This window comes from Marivita lacus, assembly GCF_014637725.1.
GTDB lineage: Bacteria > Pseudomonadota > Alphaproteobacteria > Rhodobacterales > Rhodobacteraceae > Marivita > Marivita lacus.
The window spans coordinates 477587-497424 of the sequence record NZ_BMFC01000001.1 but is presented as its reverse complement, the minus strand read 5'-3'; the positions used below and the strand labels follow the sequence as shown (position 1 = coordinate 497424).

Sequence of the window (19838 nt, the reverse complement as noted above, 5' to 3'; positions counted from 1 at the left end):
CTCGCAACATCCGAAACACCGCGAAGGCCGGGCTTCAGCCCGGCCCCCCGTCAATAACTCAACACCCGCCCCGCATCGTTCACCACGAACTTGCGCACAGTGGCAAAGCCCGGGGGGTTCAATTCCGCCAAGGCCTGAAACGGACGCTCCGGCAGGATCACCATGCGCTCGGTCGCCGTGGTACCCGTTTCCGCACCGCGCCCGGCAAACGGATCGAGCGCAAACACCTCGCGGTCCACCTTGGAAAACCAGCCCGATTTCTCCTGCCGCACCCGTTCGCTTTCCAGATCTTCCAGCGTCCAGGCCAAGGCCCAATCCTGCCCCTCGGGCGCGCGCGCCTGTTCCAGCACGTCATGGATTGGCCCGGATTGCTGCGTGAAGGATTGCGAATACATCGGCCCTATGTGAAACCGCCGCAGCCGCTTGGGGTGCAGATCGTCGAAGGTCTCGTCGAACCCTTGGGCAATGGTCAGCAATTTCAAACCGCCCAGAGACTGCGCCATCAGATGCGCCTGCGCTTCGGGCCAGCGCCGGTCGTCCTTGGGCAAGGCATCCCGCCCGCTGTCCTCGACCTCCATCAGGTAGATCACCGGCAGGTTCACCTGGCTGTCATAGACCCCCCAGTGCAGCAAATACCGCCGCCGCGCGTCCCCCGACAACCACAGGCATTGCGGATCGTTGCGCGCCCAGAACAGCTTGCCGCGCGCCAGTTCCTCGTAATACAGCCGCTGGCTCAGGGTGAATTGCAGCCGTGTCGGGATCGCCTGATCGCCGATGATCTCGGCCACCATCCGGTCCTTGAGCGCATCGACCGAAGGCATCGACCGCAAATGCTGCTCCGCCTGCGCGGCATCGTTCGCCATGACAAGCAATTCGGTCGTTGTCGGAAACCCGCTGTCCTTCACGTCCATCGTGAGCGATCCAAAAAACTGCCCGGTATCGCGCCCGACCAGCAGGTACTTCATCGACAGCGCCCGGAACGTCAGGTTCAGCGCGATCACATACCGGCTCAGCACCTCGACCTCGGTCTTGGTCAGCCGCTTTTCCACATGCAGCATCGCGGCCACCCGGCCCAGATGGGTCAGGATTCTGTCGAACTTGGCAAAATACCGACGGCTGGCCTGGGTGTCAGGCAGCCCCCGGTGATCACTGGACGCGGTGGTCATGCCCCATACTGGTTCTTGTCATGTTTCTCGACGATCGCTTGGAACCTGCGGGCAAAGCGTTCATCCGCCTTGGCCTTGGCCTCCAGCACCTCGCGGGCGAAGACCATGTGGTCCTCGTGGCTCTCCAGCATGTCGGCCATCCGCTGGTTGGTCGCGGCGCCGATCCCGGCCATGGCCGATTGCGCCTCCTGATCGGTCTTCACGCCGATCTCGTTGATCCGGTGCGCCACGTCCTGCTGCTGCGCCGTTTTAAGCGACTTGGACAAGGCATCGTACAGAACAACCCGCTGCTTCGTGTCGGTCTGAAGCTTGTTGATCAGCACCATCTGCGTCGCCGCCTGGTTCTGAAGCGAGTCAATCCAGGTCTTGCCCTTCTCGATATACCGCTCAAGCGTCTGTGACTTGGCCAGCTTGACCTGCTCGTCCTGCACCATCGCGTTGTAGGCGGCGTTCAATTCGGCCAGTTCGGTCTCCAGCTTGGTGCGTGTGGCGGCGTCCTGTTCGACGCTGATCTTGTTCTCCAACTCGATGATCTTCGGGTCCATCGTCAGGATCTCGGCCCGCACGGATTCAAGCTCACCCACCGTCGCCTCGCGCTCGTCCAGCGTTTCCGACAGGTTCACCTCGACCTTGTCCTTCTGTTCGTTGAGCAGGTTCAATTGCCCCTGCAACAGCGTCACGATCACGTCGGACTTGGCGATCAGATCCTGAAGCTTGTCGTCGATGGAGGCGGTCTTCATCCGCTCCTGCCGCATCGATTCCGATTTGCCCTTGGAAAAGATGCCGACAAAGCTTTCCCAGCCGGTCTTCGATCGCATCTCGTCGAAATCCTTGGAAAACGCCGAGGTCACATCATCCAGACCCATGATCAGTTCCGCGATATTCGCGTTCATCACATCCGTATGGGCGTGCACGTCATCAAGCGTTGCGTTCTCGATGTCGAAGGTGATGTCATCGCCCGTTTTCATCTTGCTCCGGGCGGTTTCGATCCGGCCTGTCAGCTCCGCGATCTTGGCCTGTGCTTCGGCCACCTGCGCCTGGCTTTCGCGGACCTGCGTGTCAAAATCAGCCATTTAAAACTCTCCGGTCAATTTGTTCGGTCTGAAACATGGGATATCCGCGCCGGGTCACGGCGGGCTTGGTGAAACAATCGCAAAACCCCGGTTGAAAGGGAAGCACAGATCGCGCTTAAAGGTGTTCCGGGCTTGGCCCTTCACCACGTGTAGACCATCTTTATAAGGAGATTTTGAAATGTTCAGATTTACGACTTTGACGTTTGTCGCGGCGCTGTCCTTGCCGCTTTCGGCGCAGGCCGATGAAATCACCGACACGCTTCAGGCAGCCATCGACGCCTACAACGAGGGCGACGTGACCTACGCGCTCGAAGAGCTTGATTTCGCACGCCAGAAACTGATGGGCCTGCGCACCGAGGCATTCCAGCAATTTCTGCCCGAAGCCCCCGATGGCTGGACCCGCGAGGTCGACACAGAAGGGCAGGCGGGTATGGCCATGATGGGTGGCGGCATGAGGGCAAGTGCAGAGTATATCGCCCCTGACCGGTCGCAGAGCTATTCGATCACCATGATGGCCGACAACGCGATGGTTGCGAGCATGGGTGCGATGGTGGCCAATGCTGCCGCCATGGGCATGAAGGTCGAACGTGTCGGCCGTCAGCGGGTGGCTCTGAACGATGGTCAGGCGATGGCCATGGTCAACAACCGTATCCTCATCACCATCGACGGCAATGACGAGGCCGTTCTCATGGAAGCGATGGAGCGGATCGACTTTGATGCACTCTCGAATTTCGGCAATTGAGAAATTTTACCAAGCAGTAAAATTCTTGAATTCGGCAGACTTGCCGCGCGCGAGTTGCATTGCCGATCCGAACCGTACGATCAGCCAATACGATTTGTACGGTCCAGCAAATCGACGCCCTGCTGTGCCCAGAGGTGCAGCAGGTCGATGAAGATCCAGTTCTCGGCCAGCTTGTCCCCCTCGCGTCGGTAGAAGTCGATCACCCTGAATTCCACCCGTTTGCCCGTCGCGGGCATGCCCATGAACCCGCCGGTGAATTCGGCGGTGAAGTTGGGCCAGCCAAAGAATCCGCCGAAATCCCCCTCTGCCATTCGGCACAGGTGGCCACTTTTTGACCGGTTGGCAAAGCTGGCGCGGAACGGTGCAGAATGCTGTTCGGCATATCTCGGAATGGTATATGTTGCGCCGATACCTGCCGGTCCCCACCAGATCATGTTTTCGTGCCACGTGCGGCGCAGCTCTTCGACCAGCGGCAAACCAAGGTTCCAGTCGCCCAGATCGCCGACCATCGCGTTGATCGCGTGCAGGGTCGCCGCGCCTTCGGCTTCGGGCGCGTCATGATACAACAGCCCCTCATGCGTCACCGGTCCGGGTTGCACCAGATGCGCGCCGGTTTGAGGCCCAAACGGGTTTTGCCCGGCCTGCGTCATCAAGTGAGGCAGGTCAAAATACATCGCCTCTTCAATGATTTTCCCGTCGAGAACCTTGTGAAAGGCGCCGTATCTCAACATCCCGATCTTGCGATTTGGCCGCACACCCCACAGTGGCGCATCGAAAAGCCCCATCAGGTGACCCATCGACGCCACCCAGACCGCGCCATCGTCGGCCATGTGGTTGCGCCCCGCAAAGAACAGGTCTGTGCGCCGTTGTAAAGACGTCAACGCCGTCTTGACGGGGTGCCAGAACTGGGTCGCAACAGCCTTGGGACCGGTCAAGAGGCCCACTGGGTGATAGCCGCGCCAGATAAGGTCAGGGTGACAGAACCGCTGCATTACTTCAGCCGTGTCTTCAGGTGAAGCCTCTGATAACGCGGCATAATAATCACGAACGAGCTGTTTCTCGGGTTGGAAACCGGACATGAGAGGCCTTTTTGCAATCGTGTGCATTTCCTCGCACCATGCCCGAATTCCAGAATTCGGCAAGCCGAAACTCAGATGTCCAGCGTGTTGTCCTTTTCCCATTGGGTGAAGTGCGACACGTAGGAATTCCACTCCTGCATCTTGAGGTTCAGAAACGCGGACGAGAATTCCTCGCCCATTGCAGCCTTCAGTTCCTTGTCCTTGTCATAGGCCCGCAAGGCGTCCAGCATGTTGAGCGGCAGTTGCGGCGCGCCCCGGACCTTGTGTCCCTCTGCGTACATGTCAATGTCATGACGCTTGCCCGGATCGGCCTTGGAGCGAATACCCGACAGACCCGCCGCAATGATAACCGCTTGTAAAAGATAGGGATTCGCCGCCCCATCCGCAAGCCGCAGCTCGAACCGCCCCGGTCCGGGAACGCGGACCATGTGCGTGCGGTTGTTGCCGGTCCATGTGACGGTGTTGGGCGCCCATGTCGCCCCCGAGATGGTGCGCGGTGCGTTGATGCGCTTGTAGCTGTTCACTGTCGGGTTGGTGATTGCAGCCAAGGCACTGGCGTGTTTCATGATCCCGCCAAGAAAATGCTTGCCGCGCTCCGAAAGACCCACCTCGCCGGTCTGGCCGTCGCCATCGCCTGCGAACACGTTGGTCTTGGCCTTGTCGCCCGGCGCGTCCCAAACGGAAATATGAGCATGGCATCCATTGCCGGTCAGCCCCTCGACAGGCTTGGGCATGAAGGTGGCGCGAAAGCCGTGTTTCTCGGCCACGGATTTGACCATGAACTTGAAGAAGGAGTGTTTGTCGGCGGTCCGCAAGGCGTCGTCGAAATCCCAATTCATCTCGAACTGGCCGTTCGCGTCTTCATGGTCGTTCTGGTAGGGTCCCCAACCCAGATCAAGCATGTAATCGCAGACCTCGCGCACCACGTCGTAGCGGCGCATGACGGCCTGTTGGTCATAACAGGGCTTCTCGGACGTATCGAACGGGTCGCTGATCTGGTCGCCTTCGGGGGTGAGCAGGAAGAACTCGGCCTCGACCCCGGTTTTGACGTGTAGACCTTCGCCCGCCGCCTCTTTGATCAGCCGCCGCAGCACGTTGCGCGGGGCCTGGGCCACGTCTTCGCCCTCCATGACGCAGGTGGATGCCACCCAGGCAACCTCGGGCTTCCAGGGTAATTGAATGACCGAGGACGGATCGGGTACCGCCAGCATGTCGGGATGCGCCGGCGTCATGTCGAGCCATGTTGCAAAGCCCGCAAAGCCCGCGCCATCTTTCTGCATGTCGGCAATCGCCTGTGCCGGAACCAGCTTGGCACGTTGCCCACCGAACAGATCGGTAAACGAAATCATGAAATACTTGATGCCCTTGTCCGAGGCGAATGTGGCGAGATCCGTGGTCATGCAGTCAGTTCCCCGTTGTCAGTCAACCCAGTGAAAAAGGCGCAGCCTGTGCGCCGCGCCTTTGTGTCCTTGTCAGAATGTTGTGCCCGGCTTGCCGGGCCACCAGTCGGTTCCGGCCAGCGGCACCTTGGCCATCGCGGCGGCCTCCATCGTCAGCGCGCAGAGATCCTCCGGCTCGAGGTTGTGCAGCTTGTTCTTGCCGCAGGCTCGCGCGATGGTCTGGGCCTCCAGCGCCATCACCTTGAGGTAGTTGCGCAATCGCCGCCCGCCTTCGACCGAGTCCAGCCGTGTCGCCAGTTCCGGGTTCTGGGTGCTGATGCCCGCGGGGTCATTGCCCTCGTGCCAATCGTCATAGGCCCCGGCAGTGGTGCCCAGCTTCTGGTACTCGTCTTCCCATTTCGGATCGTTGTCGCCCAAAGCGATCAGGGCTGCGGTGCCGATGGACACCGCATCGGCACCAAGCGCCATGCATTTCGCCACATCCGCGCCAGTCCGAATCCCGCCTGAAACGATCAGCTGCACCTCGCGGTGCATCCCCAAATCTTCCAAAGCGCGCACGGCTTCGCGGATACAGGCGAGCGTCGGCATGCCGACATGTTCGATAAACACATCCTGCGTCGCTGCCGTGCCGCCCTGCATCCCGTCGAGCACGACAACATCCGCGCCGGCCTTGACCGCCAGCGTGGTGTCGAAATAGGGGCGTGCGCCGCCGATCTTGATGTAGATCGGGACTCGCCAGCCGGTGATTTCGCGCAGTTCGAGGATCTTGATCTCGAGGTCGTCCGGCCCGGTCCAGTCGGGGTGACGGCAGGCAGAGCGCTGATCGATCCCCTTGGGAAGGTTGCGCATATTGGCGACACGGTCGGTGATCTTTTGACCCAACAGCATGCCGCCACCACCGGGCTTCGCGCCTTGCCCGACGACGACTTCGATGGCATCGGCCCTGCGCAGATCGTCGGGGTTCATGCCGTATCGCGAGGGCAGGTATTGGTAGACCAGAGTTTTCGAGTGGCCGCGTTCCTCTGGGGTCATGCCGCCGTCGCCTGTGGTGGTGGAGGTGCCCGCCAGCGTCGCGCCCCGGCCCAGAGCCTCTTTCGCGGCACCTGACAGCGCGCCAAAGGACATGCCCGCGATGGTGATGGGAATGTCCAGCGTGATTGGGTTCTTGGCATAGCGGGTCCCAAGGGTGACGGAGGTGTCGCACGCTTCCCGGTAGCCTTCGAGCGGGTAGCGCGAGATCGATGCGCCGAGAAACAGCAGGTCGTCGAAATGCGGAAGCTTGCGCTTCGCACCGCCACCGCGAATGTCGTAGATGCCGGTGGCCGCTGCGCGCCGGATCTCGGCGTTCACCGGATTTGAAAAGGTGGCCGACTGGATCGGAACCGTGCGCGGGGCGCTGGTGTGGTCGTCTTTCATCTGTCCGGCCCTCAATACGCGTTGTCGATGTTGAAGTTGTAAAGCTGCCGGGCCGAGCCATAGCGCTTGAACTCTTCGGGTTTCGCGTCACAGCCGCCGCGTTCGAGAAGATCGGTCAGCAAAGCGACGTGTTCGGGGCGCATTTCCTTTTCGATGCAGTCGGCACCCAGAGATTTGACCGATCCGCGCACGAAAAGTCGCGCCTCGTAGATCGAGTCGCCCAGAGCATCACCCGCATCGCCGCAAACGACCAGATTGCCCGACTGCGCCATGAAGGCGGACATGTGCCCCACATTGCCGTGCACGATGATGTCGATGCCCTTCATCGAGATGCCGCAGCGCGACGAGGCGTTGCCCTTGATGATAAGCGTGCCGCCATGGCCGGTGGCCCCGGCATATTGCGATGCGTCGCCGTCGATAATGACCGTTCCGGACATCATGTTCTCGGCCACACCGGGCCCGACGGACCCATGCACGTTGATCGTCGCCAGCTTGTTCATGCCGCCGCAGTAATAGCCGGTTGATCCTTTGACCGTCACTTCGATCTCTGCATCGAGCCCAACGGCAATGGCGTGGCTGCCCTTGGGGTTCACGATTTCCCACGCGGTCTGGTTCGTTGCCTCGGCCTGCGCCTGAAGCGTGGCGTTCAGGTCGCGCAGGGGGGTGGTTTCCATGTCGATGGTCTGCACGTCAGGCGGCCTTTTCGGTTGGGGCGGAGCTGTTGGCGTGGCTCCAGAAATAGACCGTGGCGGGTTCCGGTTCCCAGACGCGGGCCTGTTCGATGCCCGGCAGATTGACCAGCGCGCGGTATTCCGATCCGAACGCCACGTATTGATCTGTTTCGGCCATCACGGCGGGTTTGCAGGCGATGGGGTCACGGACCACGCCGAACCCGTCCTTGGTGCCGACGAGGAAGGTAAAGAAGCCGTCCAGATCGTTCAGCGAACTTTCCAGCGCCTCGCCCAAGGTCGCACCTTTCTGCATCCGCCATGTGAGATAGGCGGCGCCGACCTCTGTGTCGTTTTCGGTTTCGATGTGGATGCCTTCGCGTTGCAGCTTGCGGCGCAGGCGGTTGTGGTTGGACAGCGATCCGTTGTGGACAAGGCATTGGTCCGGCCCTGTGTTGAACGGGTGTGCGCCCATCGTTGTGACCATCGATTCCGTCGCCATGCGGGTGTGGCCGATGCCGTGCGTGCCGGACATGGAGCGCAGGTCGAACCGGTCGGCCACGTCCTTGGGCAGGCCGACTTCCTTGTAGATTTCCACCGTGTCGCCCGAGGACATGACGCGGATGTCCGGATTGATCGCGGCAAGTGCGGTGCGGGCGGCAGTCAGATGGCCGCGCGGGATGTGCAGCACTGCATGCGTGTCCTTGTGGCGCATGTGCACTTTGCTGCCGAGCTCAGCGCTCAGGTCTGCCTCCAGAGAGGCGAAGGCCTGATCCGGTGTGTCTGACTGGACCGTAAGCTTGGATATGGCGGGGTCTTCCGTACCGTATATCGCGATGCCTGCACTGTCGGGGCCGCGATCGGTCATGGTGATCAGCATGTCGGTCAGCATCGACCCTAGCCGTGGTTCAAGTGCGCTGTCCTTGAGGAATAATCCGACGATTCCACACATCCCGCGTTCCTTTTGCGTTGTCGGGGTTCAAGACGATGGCATTGGATAGCATCGCCCAATTGCTCCGACAATAAGGGGAATTAAATTTTCCCCTAAGGAAAATTATACTGCCTCTTTTTTCAGCTCTGGGCATAGCTGATGATCGACAGGTACCGGGCTGGCAGCTCGACCAAGGTTTCCGGCCCATGCGGTGCATCGGCTTCGAAAAACAGCGTGTCGCCGGGGCGCAGCGGATAGATGCCCGACCCGTGCCGATAGTCGATGGCCCCTTCGAGCATGAAGATCGTTTCGATCCCGTCGTGCTGGAACGTCTGGAACGTGTCCGATTCCGAGTTCAGAACGATCAGGTAGGGCTCCACGATCACGCCGCTGGTGTTCGCGCCGATATGGCCCAGCAGGTTGTATTGATGCCCGGCGCGGGTGCCTTCGCGTTCGATGGTCACGCCCTGACCCGCAGGGGTGTGCACGACACCGCGCTTTTCCTCGAAGCCGCGAAAGAAGGCGGTCAGGGGCACGGACAGCGCATTCGCCAGGGTCTGCAACGTCGTCAGCGACGGCGAGGTGTTGCCGTTCTCGATCTTGGACAGCATCCCCACCGAGATGTCCGTCTGTTTCGACAAATCGGCAACGGTCAGGTTCTGCTGCTTGCGGAAGGCGCGCAGTTCGCGGCCGATCGCAACCTCGAGAACGTTCTCCTGAATGCCCGAAATCCGGTGCGGGTTCTGTGTGAGTTTGGCCAAGGGTCACCCTCTGAACGACACGGTGTCGTCTAATTTGTTAGAGACAGAGTCCCGGAAAGGCCAGCGTGGCCATGTGTGTGGCATTTTTAACCCTCCCGCGACACAAGGAGAGGTTTTTCATGAAATCCGCCCTTTATTGTTCCAGTCACTGGAACCCGTCGCCGGCTGAGGCGTTGCGCGTTGACAATCAGAGGTACAGCTCGGGTTTATTTGACATGTTACCGACGACCCTAACGGGGACCACAGCACAGGCCGGGCCAATCCGGATTCAACATGGCTCGGTGCCGGACCGCGTTGCGGCAATGTAGACCCGATGGATGCACCGGAACCCGATAGGTCAATGCCCAAGGGCAAGGATAGCGGAGTGACATCGCTCCGCAAGATGCTTGTCGTGCGGATCGCGTTCCTGTTGTCCCTTGCGCTGCTGCCGATCGGTCTTGTGGCGATGGGGCAAAGCTGGCGGGCGCTGAACATCACCCATGACAATCTCGAAGCGTCCATCCATGCCCGCACGAGTGCGCTGGTCGAACCCGAACGCCGTGACCTCTTGACCAAGATGGGAACCGCGGCCGCGCTTGCAGACACGCTGGGCGCGACGGATCTGAGCATCGAGGAATGTACTGCCATCATGCAGCGCGTGCGCGCCAGCAATCCACAGCTTTCCTTTGCCGGACTGCTGGAGACCGGTTCTGTCTCGCGGTGCAACAGCATGGGGCGCACCTTCGACGTCTTGCCCGACACTCGGGCGGACGACCTTTTTTCCGCGCCGGAGCCGTATATCAGGTTTAATCCGCAGGGGTCCGCCACGAACGTGCCGGTGATCATCGTGGCCTATCCCAGCTTTTCGGCGGACAACACGCTCAAGGGGTTCGTGACGATTTCCTTTGAGACCGAGAAACTGCTGCAACCTGACAGTGTCACCGGACAGAACGGGGCAGTGGCTCTGGTGACGTTCAACTCCTACGGCGACATCCTGTCCAGTGTGACACCCGAAGGACCCATCGAGGATTACCTGCCCGAGGGGCTCTCTTTCGAAGGGTTCGTCAATCAGTCGGATTCTTTTTTCACAGCAACCACCCGGTCGGGGGACACGCGACTGATCTCGGTTGTCCCGATCCTGCCTGGAGAGGTCTATGCGCTGGGAAGCTGGGGTCGCACGGCGTTGCAGCGCACAAGCGCGACTTGGTTCACGATCTCCACGCTCCTGTTTCCGTTCCTGATGTGGCTGGTCGGGATCATCGTTGCGGTGATTTCCCTGAACCGGCTGGTGCTGCGTCATATCAGCGATCTGGGGCGCCGGATGCGCCGTTTTGCGACATATCGCGATGTCGTGTCCTCGGAAAAGATCAACGATGCGCCAAGCGAGATCCAGACCATCAATGCCACGTTCGAAGAGATGGCCGACCAGCTCTTGCGTGATGAGGCGGATCTGGAAAATGCGGTGTTCGAACGCGAGGTGCTGCTGAAAGAGGTGCACCACCGGGTCAAGAACAACCTTCAGCTTATCTCGTCGATCATCAACATGCAGGTGCGGCAGGTGGCCAGCCCCGAAGCGGTGACGGCGCTGCGGAAGTTCCAGGATCGCGTCACCAGCCTCGCCTCGGTGCACCGGGCGCTGTATCAGGAGCCGTCGCTGACGCGCATCCGGTTTGACGTGCTGCTGGGGGATCTGGTGGCGCAGGTCAATGCGGTCGGGGCCGGTGATCAGAAGCCTGTCGAGATCGAACTTGATATGGATCCCGTGACGCTCTTGCCCGACCAGACCAGCCCCTTGGCGATGGTGACGACCGAGGCGCTGTCGAACGCCTTCAAATACGGGGGGCCGGGGCGTGATGGGGTTTTCCGTCTGAAAGTCCATCTCAAGGAAATGCAGGACGGCGATGCGACACGTGTGCGTCTGACCATCGAAAACAGTGTGAACCCAGAGGTGCATACCCCGTCTGGTACCGGGTTGGGCAAGCGCCTGATCCTTGCCTTCGCAAGCCAGCTTGACGCGGACCTGACGCAGATCGACGAAGAGGATTGCCACGGGCTGACGCTCACGTTCGAGTACCAGCCGTTCTCGCCCGAATAGCCTGTCAGGCCGCAGGTCAAAATAAAACGCACTCCAAAAAGATGGAGCGCGCTTCTTGACTGTTGGCATGTAGAGGCCCGAACTCAGTGGTTCGGAGCATCCTTCGCCAGACGCGATTTCTGTGCCTCTGGATCCTTGATCTTCTCTTCGGTGCGCTTTTTGCTCACCAACGCGAAGATGATGAATGCAAGCATTGTCATGAGTGCGAGAAGCGGTAAGAAAAATTCAATTGTCATTTAGGCCTCCTTTCAACGAATTAACCCGTCGGGAAACGCTGCGTTCCGCAATCCGTGCCTCACGATCCTGTCATTTCGAACAGCGCGTGCAGGGCGTCCAGTTGATCGCGGTCAGCTGCGAAAACAATCGAGTTCCCGGCTGACAGGGTCTCGTCCTCGTTCAGAAGATGCTCTGTCTCATCATCGATCAGGGCAATCCCGCGCACCCCGTCGGGCAGGTCGAGATCACCGAACTTCTTGCCATCCATCCCGTCTGGGACCGTCACGCGCTCCATCCGAAGCTGGTGCTGTAGGACCGGCTCACTGTCGAGCGCGGCCTTGTCCTCGAGCGCCTCCGCGATGCTTTCCGCGACCGTGGCGTGCGGATTGATCACGTCGTCCAGCCCCAGCTGATGGCAGACATTGAGCAGCTGCGATGACACGATCTGCGGGATCACCCGGCCAAAGCCGATGGACCGCGCCACGAGCGCGGCAAGGATGTTGTCTTCCGAGGCATTCGTGACGGCGACAAAGGCATCGTCCTCGTCCCGGTAGGTGTCCTCGAGAACCGAGGGCATGGTGCCATCGCCTTCGATCATGCCGCAATCCAGTTCTTCGGACAGGTTTTCCAAGCGGTCTCGATCCTTGTCGATCAGTACGACCTCGTGGCTTTCCTCGATCAGTTTCTTGGCGATGGCCGCGCCAAAACGCGACGCACCCAGAATGACGACCCTCATGAGTCAGCTCCTTTGCAGCCAGGTTGTGGGTGCCAGCAGAACCAGCACGGCGATGAATTCCAGCCGCCCCAGCCACATCGCGAAGGTCAGTGTCACGATCAGGTCGGGCGGCAGATCGGCAGTCACGACTCCGCTCGACAGGCCGACGGTCGACAGGGTCGAGATGATGTCGAAAAGCGCCGGGATCGCGGGCAGGCCATGGACGAGGCATTGAAGCCACAGCAGGACCATCGTGGCGGCGTAGAGCACAAGCAGCGCCAGAAGGCTGATCAGCGTGTCCGGTTCGATCTTCTTGCGGTTCTCCATCAGCGGATTGACGGCCCGCCGGGGAAGACGGACATCGGCCAGAGCATGCCGTGCCGCGTGCACCAGCAGGCCGAAGCGCGCGATCTTGAACCCACCGGCGGTCGATCCGACATCGCCGCCCACGGCCATGGCGATCAGGAACAGGAGCATGGCTGGGCCCGTGATCGGGATGTCGCAGGTCGAAAAGCCCGATGTTGTCAGGCCGGAGATCAGGTTGAGACAGGCTGTGTAAATCGCACCCGTCGACGTGACGTCCGAACTCACCAAAATCAGGATGTAAACGGCGCAGAGCAGCAGCAGCGTCAACATCACGCGACGCAGGGACCCGAGCCGCCATGCCTCGAACGGTTTCTGCTGGGCCAGAAGCACGAATGTCAGCAATGACACCGATCCCAGAACGCATGTCAGCATCACGATGCCCTGACCCAGAGCAGAGTAGGATGCGAGACTGTCAGAGCGCGGTGAAAAGCCTCCGGTCGAGACTGCCGAGAGCGTGAGAGCCAGACCTTCGCGCCAGTCCGGGACGGCGAGCATTGTCGCGACCGCCATCACACAGGTCAGTCCGACATACACGGTCAGCAATTGACGGGCCTGAACGCGGGTCGACGCAATTCGGTCGCCCTGGTCGATCCCCGCGCGGCCCAGTCTTTGCGTCGGCACACCGGGGGGCAGCAACAGCGCCAGAACCGCAGTGGCCATGACAAGCCCACCGCACCATTGCAGCCAAGCGCGCAGGAAATGCGCGGCAAAGGGCCAATTGTCCGCATTGGTGGCCACCGAATGTCCGGTTGTGGTCAGCCCGCTCATCGCTTCGAAAAGGGCGGCGTGGGCCGGCATGCCAAGCACGATAAACGCGGGCACCGACAGGACCGCCCCGATCAGCATGACAAGCGCAACCGTGACCAAGGCTTCGATCCGCCTGAGATCGTCCGGCAGGGCTTTGCGGGTGCTGAGCGCGAAAATGCCGAGCGCACCGACTGAGGGCGCGAACAGTGCCAAGGCAAGCGCCCAAGCTTCCTCAGTTGCGGCCCAAACCGCTGGTGGCCCGCACAGGATCACGAAGATCGGCGCGTGTTTAGCGATGGTGAGCGCGATCACCCAAGGGCGTGCGCGTTGCGCAAGGCTGTCGGCACCTGAGGCGAAAGCCGATGCAGGCCGAATGGACATCAATTTTTCCCGAAGGCACCGTTGTTCATATGTGCAACGGAAACGCGGGCTTTCGGGAAAGGTTCCCCTGTCGCTAGAGTGCGGCGCGCATCGCGGTCAGCAAAGCATGATGCAATGATCCGGCGGATGATCGACCGCCAAGGATCGTCAGCGCGTCCGGTGCGGTGCGGATGACATAGACCCCCATGTAGTGGATCACGCTTCGCGTGGCTGCGCCGACCTGCATCTGTTCGATGTCGATATTTGCGCAGAGCTGCATCACCCTTTCAACCCCGTCGCCCTGCATGTGGAAACAGACCCACGCATCGGTCTGGTCGGTGATCGACGCGGACTTGCCGAAGCGCGCTTTGAGCTGCGCGGCCAGATCCTCGTGCGTGTCGAAGGGGGCGCTGATCATCCACTGATCCGGGCCGATCCAGAAGGCCATGTAGGTGTTGGTGCTGACCATCGCGCCGACATTCGGAGCAGCCCCGCCCAGAAGCGTGGCAAGTTGTGCGGCGCACGCGGTCTCTTGCCCCAGCCGTGCCGCAATGGACGCAAAGGCATGACCGGGGTTTTCGGTCAGGGCAACACCCGCGACGCTGTCTGTCCGGGGGTTGCTGTCGCCAAGGGCGCAGAGGGGAGCCAGATCATGCACGGAGGCGGTCTCCTTCGGGATCAAGGAAATGCGGGCTGACCACTTCGACATCGTGATCGACCCCGGTCAACGGGCTGACAAGGCGGATGATTTCCCCGATGCGCGTATCGCCGGATTTCAGGAACCCTAGCGCAATGTGGCAGCCGAGGTTGGGCGAATAACAGGCCGAGGTCACGTAACCCTGATCGTTGGACGCGGTGACCTTCGCGCCCTTGGTCATCAGATGCGCACCTGCGGGAACGGTGTGATCCGGCTTCACCGGCTTCAGACCCACCAGTTTCAGCGCATCGGGTTCGTTCAGGCCGGGACGTTCGGACAATTTCGATCCGATGGAATCCTTGGTCTTGGAGAGCATCTTGCCCATCCCGAGGTTCAGGGCGGTCGTTGTTCCGTTGAGTTCGTTGGCCGTCGCGTGGCCCTTTTCGATGCGCATGACGTTGAGTGCTTCAAGCCCGTAAGGCACAACATCGAATTCCTCACCCGTCTGCATCAAACGCCGCACCAGCGCGTCGCCGTAGCGGGTCGGAACGGCAATCTCGTAGGCCAGTTCGCCCGAGAACGAGATGCGGAAGAGCCGCGCGCGCAAGCCACCGCAGATGGTGATTTCGCCGCAGGCCATGAAGGGGAAGGCATCGTTCGACAGGTCAACACCCTCGTCCACGATCTTTTCCAGCAGCTTGCGGGAGTTCGGGCCGGCCACGGCAAATTGCGCCCAGGCGTCGGTGGTCGAGATCAGTTGCACATCCATGTCCGGGCAAAGGCACTGGCGCACGAATTCGAGATGCCGATAGACCGGAACAGCCTTGGCGGTGGTGGTGGTGACGACGAAATGATCCTCGGCCAGACGCGCGGCGGTGCCGTCATCCATGACGATCCCGTCCTCGCGCAGCATCAGGCCATATCGCACCTTGCCCACGGGCAGCTTGGCAAAGCCGTTGCAGTAGACAAAGTTCAGGAACGCCGCCGCATCCGCGCCCTGTACGTCAATCTTGCCCAGCGAAGTGACGTCGCAGATGCCCACGGACTTGCGCGTCTGGATGACCTCGCGGTCGCAGCTTTGCCGCCAATGGGTTTCACCCGGCTGCGGGAACCATTGCGCGCGCAGCCAAAGCCCGGCTTCGATGAACACGGCACCCTGTTCCTTGGCCCATTTGTGCGAAGGGGTCAGGCGCGTGGGACGCGTTTCCATGCCCCATGCGCGGCCTGCGAACACACCCATCGCCGTCGGCGTATAGGGCGGGCGGAACATGGTGGTGCCGACCTCCGGGATCGCCTTGCCCGCGACTTCGGCCATGATCGCCAGACCGGCGATGTTCGAGGTCTTGCCCTGATCAGTCGCCATGCCCAGCGTCGTGTAGCGTTTCAGATGCTCGACCGAGACATAGTTTTCCTGATGCGCCAGCTTGATGTCCTTGGCGGTTACATCGTTCTGTTGGTCCACCCATGCGCGCTTGGCGGTCTTGACGTGCCAGAACGGAGTGATGCGGGTGGGGGTGTCTTCAGCCTCGGGCAGCGAGGGCGCGCTGACCTTCATGCCAAGATCGCTCAGGATCGCCTTGGCCTGATCCGCGCCGGAGTGCAGCGCGCCGTGGGTCGAGAAGATGCCGCGTGCGGCTCCGGCAACGGTCATGCCGGGGGGCAGGGATCCACTTGGGACAAAGGCCGCGATCCCTTCGTTCCACACCGGGCGACCGCCTTGATGGCAAGTCAGATGCACGTTCGGGTTCCAGCCACCGGACACACCCAGCGCGCCGCATGTGATCCGGCGAATGCCACCCTTGGGCATCTTCACCTCGATCTGGGTCAGGCCAAGCCGCCCCCATGTCTGGTCGATCACGCCGCCAGCAATGACGTCATAGTCCGACGACGTGGGCGCATCGGCGCGGGTGTCGATCACCGACACGACCTCGACACCCTTTGCGACCAGATCAGAGGCGGTGCGATGACCGTCGTCATTGTTGGTGAAGATCGCCACCTGCTGCGCGGGTGTTGTCGCCCAGCGGTTTGCATAAGCTCGCACCGCACTGGCCTGCATGATGCCGGGACGGTCGTTGTTCTCGAACACGATGGGGCGTTCCGTGGCCCCGGCGCAGAGCAGCGCGCGCTTGGAGGTGATGCGCCACAGGATTTGCCTTGGCTTGCCGTCTTCGGGCACAGCCAAATGATCGCTCACCCGTTCCACCGCGCCATAGACGCCGTGATCGAACACGCCAATCGCCGTGGTGCGGGACATGACGCGAACATTCGGCATTGCCTGCAACCGCGCGACGGTTTCCGCCGCCCAAGCCGCGCCCGACATGCCACCGACCGCATAAGTCTCAAGGTTCAGGCGGCCGCCGATCAGGAAATCCTCGTCACACAGGATCACCCGCGCACCGCTTTCCCCTGCGGTCAGCGCGGCAGCAAGACCCGCCGGGCCACCACCGATGATCAGCAGATCACAATGCAGGAAGCCCTTGTCGTAGCCATCCGGGTCGTCCTGAAGGCTGAGCGATCCCAGACCAGCCGCATGGCGGATGATGGGCTCATAAACCTTTTCCCAGAACGCAGCGGGCCACATGAAGGTCTTGTAGTAGAACCCGGCGGCAAAGAAGTTCGACAGCAGGTCGTTCACCTGCATCGCGTCGAATTTCAGCGACGGCCAACGATTTTGCGAACTGGCACGCAACCCGTCATAAAGCTCTGCCGTGGTGGCGCGGGTGTTGGGCTCCTTGCGTGCGCCTTCGCGCAGTTCGACAATCGCGTTGGGTTCTTCCGACCCGGCGGTCATCGGCCCGCGCGGGCGGTGGTACTTGAACGACCGTCCCATGAGTCGAACGCCATTGGCCAGCAGCGCGGAGGCCAGCGTGTCGCCCTTGTGCCCCTTGAAGTACTGGCTGTCGAAGCGGAAGGACCAGGTCTCGGACCGGTCGATCAGCCCGCCGTCCAAACGGTTCTTCTGGGTCATTTGGACCGCCCCTCTGCCCGCGCCACGTCACGGGCCAGTTCCACCTGTGTGATCTCGTGCGTGACCGTGTTTCGCGTCACCACCAGCCACGACCGGTCCCCCTGTTCGTGATACCATAGCTCGCGGTGCAGACCTGCCCGGTTGTCGCGGGTGTAGCCGTAGTCGATGAACTGCTCGAGCGCGTCGTCCGCCTGCCAGTCGGGCCGGTTCATGAGGCAGGCATCGCCAAGATAGACGAATTCGCTGAGGTCGCGTGGGCCAAGAAGCGGATGGTTGATAATCATCAGTGCAGATTGGGCTGATTGCCCATCCCTTTTTCGTCGATCATGTGCCCGGTGTGGAACCGGTCCAGACGGAACTCTGTGGCTGTCTTGTGCGGAGTGTCGGTGGCCAGCAGGTGGGCATAGACAAAACCCGAGGCAGGTGTCGCCTTGAACCCGCCGTAACACCAGCCGCCGTTGAAATAGAGCCCGTCGATATGGGTCTTGTCGATGATCGGTGAGCCGTCCATCGACATGTCCATGATCCCGCCCCAGGATCGCAGCAGCCGTGCGCGGCCCATCATCGGGAACATCGCGATGGCCTCTTCCATCACGTCCTCGACCATGGGCAGGTTGCCGCGCGAGGCGTAGGAATTGTAGCCGTCGATATTGCCGCCGAAGACCAACCCGCCCTTGTCGGACTGGCTGACATAGAAATGCCCGGCGCCGAATGTGATGACACCGGGGAGAACGGGTTTAAGGCCTTCCGAAACAAACGCCTGAAGCACATGGCTTTCGATGGGCAGGCGCATCCCGGCATAGGCCATCACCTTTGATGACGACCCGGCCACGCAAGCGCCGACCTTTTTCGCACCGATAAAGCCGCGCGAGGTTTCGACGCCGAGAACCTTGCCGTTTTCGATGCGGAAACCCGTGACTTCGCAATTCTGGATGATGTCGACCCCGCGCTGGTCGGCGGCACGGGCATAGCCCCAGGCCACCGCGTCGTGCCGCGCGGTGCCCGCACGCGCCTGCAACAGTCCGCCCATGACCGGAAAGCGCGCGTTCTGCACGTTGAGGAATGGATACTTCTCCAACACCTGCTTTTGCGACAGCAATTCGGCATCCGCGCCGTTCAGGATCATCGCGTTGCCGCGCCGGATATAGGCGTCGCGCTGGGCGTCGGAATGCATCAGGTTGATGATCCCGCGCTGGCTCATCATCGCGTTGTAGTTCAGCTCCTGCTCCAGCCCTTCCCAGAGCTTGAGCGAGAATTCGTAGAACGGCTCGTTCCCGTCGAGCATGTAGTTCGACCGGACAATCGTGGTGTTCCGCCCCACGTTGCCGCCGCCGATCCAGCCCTTTTCCAGAACGGCGATGCGCGACTGCTTGAATTCCTTGGCGAGGTAATAGGCCGTCGCCAGACCATGCCCGCCACCCCCGATGATGACAAAGTCATAGTCGGATTTCGGTTCGGGATCACGCCATGCCGGACCCCAGCCGCGATGGCCGGTGAGCGCTTCCTTGATCACCCGAAAGCCTGAATATCGCATGTCAGTCGACTCCTTTCCGGCGACCCTCGCACGGGGCAAAGCGGTGCAGCCTGCCTCTTTCAGTCATCTGACGGTCTGAAAAAGACATTGTGCGTCGGAAGCTCTTGCCGAATTCCGCGCAGTGTCAAGACGGGCTTTCGAGAATTGCCCGCATCAGGGGGCTGTCGGCGCGAGTCATGCCATTTATGACATCAAAATGATGTCTGCCGGGCTCGATCACATGATCGCAGCCCCATGCGTCAGCCAGCCATTGTGCCTGATCCAGGAAGGCGGGGCGTTCGTCGCTGCCCACCCAGACGGTCACTGGAATGTCCGGCACCTCCATGGCAATCGGGCTTTCGGCAAGGGCCGAGGCTTCGTCCAGCTGGAAGTCGGCATTCATCGAGGTTTGGAGCAACGGGCGCAGATCCGAAAGCGGCGAGATCGGCACGCATTTGACAATTCGTGCGCGAACGTCTTCGGGCAGCATTCCTGGGGCCAGCATCCGCGCCACGAGATGTCCACCTGCCGAATGCCCGGCAAGGCGGATCGGGCCGGGCACATCGCGCGCGATGACGGAAATGGCAGTTGCGACCTGTCGCGTGATGTCTGCAATGCGCACGCGAGGACAAAGATCGTAGGTCGGAATCGCAACTGCCCATCCATGATCCAGCGCGCCTTGCGCGTAATGCGACCAGAGTGATCCGTCGGTCTGCCGCCAGAACCCGCCATGCACGAACACGAAAAGTCCCTTGGGAACGCCGTCAGGCAGGAACAGATCGACAATCTCGCGCGTTCCGTGCCCGTACATCACCCCCAGCCGGGCGCGGCCCAGAACGGACATCCTTTGCCGAAACGCATCTGCATCGGCGCGCCAGATGGCAGGGAAGCTGTCACCATTGGGGATATGCTTGCTATTGGCGTAGGCGTCATCCAGTTCCACGGCGCTGCTCCGAAACATCAACACTTGTCATTGCATGTATCAAGTGTTCCACCTTTGTCAGCA

The 19838-nt window shown here is 61.1% G+C and carries 18 protein-coding genes; 2 read left to right on the top strand and 16 right to left on the bottom strand.

Annotation, left to right across the window (positions count from 1 at the left end; genetic code table 11):
• Positions 1-50 precede the first annotated feature (50 nt).
• Both IEV82_RS02470 and IEV82_RS02465 read right to left on the bottom strand, forming a co-directional pair.
• Complete coding sequence (locus IEV82_RS02470) at positions 51-1166, bottom strand: hypothetical protein (protein WP_188480360.1); 1116 nt, start codon at positions 1164-1166, stop codon at positions 51-53.
• Positions 1163-2239, bottom strand: coding sequence for a hypothetical protein (locus tag IEV82_RS02465; protein WP_188480359.1), 1077 nt, complete (start codon positions 2237-2239; stop codon positions 1163-1165). The genes IEV82_RS02470 and IEV82_RS02465 overlap by 4 nt, the downstream gene beginning before the upstream one ends.
• A 178-nt stretch (positions 2240-2417) precedes the next feature.
• Between IEV82_RS02465 and IEV82_RS02460 the strand changes: the two genes are divergently transcribed.
• A complete protein-coding gene (locus IEV82_RS02460) occupies positions 2418-2981 on the top strand; it encodes a hypothetical protein (protein WP_188480358.1) in 564 nt (187 codons plus the stop codon).
• A gap of 80 nt (positions 2982-3061) precedes the next feature.
• Here IEV82_RS02460 and IEV82_RS02455 read toward each other — a convergent pair whose 3' ends face one another.
• From IEV82_RS02455 to IEV82_RS02430, 6 genes are all read right to left on the bottom strand, one after another.
• Complete coding sequence (locus tag IEV82_RS02455) at positions 3062-4060, bottom strand: nuclear transport factor 2 family protein (protein WP_188480357.1); 999 nt, start codon at positions 4058-4060, stop codon at positions 3062-3064.
• A gap of 71 nt (positions 4061-4131) precedes the next feature.
• Complete coding sequence (gene glnT, locus IEV82_RS02450) at positions 4132-5460, bottom strand: type III glutamate--ammonia ligase (protein WP_188480356.1); 1329 nt, start codon at positions 5458-5460, stop codon at positions 4132-4134.
• A gap of 72 nt (positions 5461-5532) precedes the next feature.
• On the bottom strand, positions 5533-6876 hold the full coding sequence (locus IEV82_RS02445) for an FMN-binding glutamate synthase family protein (RefSeq protein WP_188480355.1): 1344 nt from the start codon (positions 6874-6876) through the stop codon (positions 5533-5535).
• 11 nt (positions 6877-6887) lie between these two features.
• Positions 6888-7550 carry a GltB/FmdC/FwdC-like GXGXG domain-containing protein gene (locus IEV82_RS02440; protein WP_373285170.1) on the bottom strand — a complete coding sequence of 221 codons (663 nt, stop codon included), beginning with the start codon at positions 7548-7550 and terminating at the stop codon, positions 6888-6890.
• 16 nt (positions 7551-7566) lie between these two features.
• Positions 7567-8496: a class II glutamine amidotransferase gene (locus tag IEV82_RS02435; RefSeq protein WP_188480353.1), complete on the bottom strand. Its 930-nt coding sequence runs from the start codon at positions 8494-8496 to the stop codon at positions 7567-7569.
• A 119-nt stretch (positions 8497-8615) separates the two neighbouring features.
• Positions 8616-9236, bottom strand: a complete 621-nt coding sequence (locus IEV82_RS02430) for a helix-turn-helix domain-containing protein (RefSeq protein ID WP_188480352.1) — start codon at positions 9234-9236, stop codon at positions 8616-8618.
• A gap of 364 nt (positions 9237-9600) precedes the next feature.
• On the opposite strand from IEV82_RS02430, the gene IEV82_RS02425 reads away from it, so the two are divergent.
• Positions 9601-11310 (top strand): sensor histidine kinase, encoded by a 1710-nt coding sequence (locus IEV82_RS02425; protein ID WP_188480351.1) that lies wholly within the window; start codon positions 9601-9603, stop codon positions 11308-11310.
• A gap of 83 nt (positions 11311-11393) precedes the next feature.
• On the opposite strand, the gene IEV82_RS02420 is transcribed toward IEV82_RS02425, so the two are convergent.
• The 8 genes from IEV82_RS02420 to IEV82_RS02385 form a co-directional block, all read right to left on the bottom strand.
• A complete protein-coding gene (locus IEV82_RS02420) occupies positions 11394-11546 on the bottom strand; it encodes a hypothetical protein (RefSeq protein WP_188480350.1) in 153 nt (50 codons plus the stop codon).
• A 59-nt stretch (positions 11547-11605) separates the two neighbouring features.
• Positions 11606-12262, bottom strand: coding sequence for a potassium channel family protein (locus IEV82_RS02415; protein WP_188480349.1), 657 nt, complete (start codon positions 12260-12262; stop codon positions 11606-11608).
• Positions 12263-12265: 3 nt separating this feature from the next.
• Positions 12266-13735, bottom strand: coding sequence for a TrkH family potassium uptake protein (locus tag IEV82_RS02410; RefSeq protein ID WP_188480348.1), 1470 nt, complete (start codon positions 13733-13735; stop codon positions 12266-12268).
• 73 nt (positions 13736-13808) lie between these two features.
• Entirely contained in the window at positions 13809-14372 is a 564-nt protein-coding gene (locus tag IEV82_RS02405; protein ID WP_229747634.1) for a sarcosine oxidase subunit gamma, read from the bottom strand.
• Positions 14365-17319, bottom strand: a complete 2955-nt coding sequence (locus tag IEV82_RS02400; protein ID WP_188480346.1) for a sarcosine oxidase subunit alpha family protein — start codon at positions 17317-17319, stop codon at positions 14365-14367. Before IEV82_RS02400 ends, IEV82_RS02405 begins: the two co-directional genes overlap by 8 nt.
• Entirely contained in the window at positions 17316-17603 is a 288-nt protein-coding gene (locus IEV82_RS02395) for a sarcosine oxidase subunit delta (RefSeq protein ID WP_188480345.1), read from the bottom strand. Before IEV82_RS02395 ends, IEV82_RS02400 begins: the two co-directional genes overlap by 4 nt.
• The gene (locus tag IEV82_RS02390) at positions 17603-18853 is read right to left on the bottom strand and encodes a sarcosine oxidase subunit beta family protein (protein WP_188480344.1); all 1251 of its coding nucleotides are present in this window, start codon (positions 18851-18853) and stop codon (positions 17603-17605) included. The genes IEV82_RS02395 and IEV82_RS02390 overlap by 1 nt, the downstream gene beginning before the upstream one ends.
• A gap of 124 nt (positions 18854-18977) precedes the next feature.
• On the bottom strand, positions 18978-19775 hold the full coding sequence (locus IEV82_RS02385) for a hormone-sensitive lipase (protein WP_188480790.1): 798 nt from the start codon (positions 19773-19775) through the stop codon (positions 18978-18980).
• Positions 19776-19838: the final 63 nt, after the last annotated feature.